Here is a 1,629-nt window from a genome sequence, read left to right on the forward strand (position 1 = left end):
GTGCTGGCTCGCGAGTACTCGATGCTGGTATTGAGCCGCCCATAGACCGTCATCGTGGATTGCGCATGAGCCGGCCCGCACACCGCCACCACGGCGAGCGCCCCGGCGCCAGCCGTCAGGCCCCGCCATCGGGGCCGGGACACGGGGCTCGCCGCGCTGCCCATCGTTGTCTCCTGGCACCCACGCAACCGGTGCTTCCTCTGCCTCCAGGCATTTCCCATGTCTCTCTTCCCCTTTGCGGATTCGCGGCGCGGCGCCGCGCGTCCGTCTGGTCAAGTTGAAGCATATGCAAACGTTTGCAATCTAATTGAAGATTCAAGGCGGGTACGGCATGGCCAGCAGCAGCATGGCGGGACGGTTGCCTGGATTCTCCACCTTGCGGGCTTCACCCGGCGCCAGGCAGACCGAGTCGTACTGCGACAGATGCACGACCTGCGCCCCGGTACTGATGGTGACCTCCCCCTCCAGCACCACATAGTGCTTTTCCATGGGCGACGCATCCAGCCCRGTGTGGCCGCCCGGCAGGATCACCGAGACACCGAGCCAGAGCGACGCTGACGGCCCGGCCTCAAACCCTTGCAGGCGCAGGCAGCGCATGCCCTCGTGGCGGGGCGGGAAATAGGCCGGCGCGGCGGCGAACCGGGTCGTGTTCATGGCATCAGCACCACGCGTTCCGGGGCGCCTTGCAGCACTGCGCGGTAAGCCTCGGCGGCGCGCGCCAGCGCGAAGGTGTAGTCCGCGTGCACCGGGAAGGGCCTGAGCTGCCCGGCGGCAAACATGGGGCCGAGCTGATCGAAGACCGCCGCGCAAGCGATGCTGTCCATGGCCAGCGTGTCGATGCCCACATACGTATGCTGGCCGCGGTAGAAGGCGAAGATGTCGAACGGCACGGCGCGGTCGATGGTCGAGATGAAGATCTGCGCGGCACCGATCGCCATGGCCTTGTTGGCTTGCTCGAAGTACGGGCTGCCGACCGTGTTGTAGACGATATCCGCGCCGTGCCCGCCGGTCTCGTTGCGCACCACTTCGGCGATGTTGTCGCGGCTGGCGTCCAGCATGCGCACGGTGCTGCTGGCGTGGCCGCGAAACGGCCCGGCCTCGCGCGCCACGGCGAAGACGCGCGCGCCCAGCGCGGTCGCAATCTGGATGGTGGCCTGGCCAACCTTGCCGCTGCCGCCGCACACCAGCACCACGCTGCCCGCCTTCGGCAGCCCGGCGCGGCGCAGGCCCTCATAGGCGGTGACAAACGGCACGCCAACCGCGCCGGCTTCTTGCAAAGTCACATTGGCGGGCTTCTCGCGCACCGCGGCAACGTCGAGCGTCAGGTAACGGCTGTGCGTGCCATCGCGGCGAATGCCAAGCTCGCCGCCGCTGCCCCACACTTCCTTGCCCAGCAGGTGCGCGGGGCCGTCCACCACCACGCCGGCGTAGTCGCGGCCTGGCACACGCGGCCATACGGCGTGCGGCATCAATCCCAGCGTGGCCTTGACATCGCTCGGGTTGACGCCCGCACTGGCGACTTCGATGACGCATTGGCCGGAGCCGGGCACTGGCTTGGGAATGCCGACGAACTCGAGTTGCAGCGCGTCGATGTTCGCTGCCTTCTGGGAGACGCGGATAGTGTTCATG

Annotated in this window: 2 protein-coding genes; both read right to left on the reverse strand. The window is 67.8% G+C overall.

Annotated features, from left to right (window positions below):
- Positions 1 to 315: 315 nt before the first annotated feature.
- The gene (locus AC1DS3_RS38435; RefSeq protein WP_441640681.1) at positions 316 to 654 is read right to left on the reverse strand and encodes a cupin domain-containing protein; all 339 of its coding nucleotides are present in this window, start codon (positions 652 to 654) and stop codon (positions 316 to 318) included.
- The gene (locus AC1DS3_RS38440; protein WP_441640682.1) at positions 651 to 1,628 is read right to left on the reverse strand and encodes a quinone oxidoreductase family protein; all 978 of its coding nucleotides are present in this window, start codon (positions 1,626 to 1,628) and stop codon (positions 651 to 653) included. Before AC1DS3_RS38440 ends, AC1DS3_RS38435 begins: the two co-directional genes overlap by 4 nt.
- Position 1,629: the final 1 nt, after the last annotated feature.

This window comes from Cupriavidus sp. 01L46 (assembly GCF_056399905.1).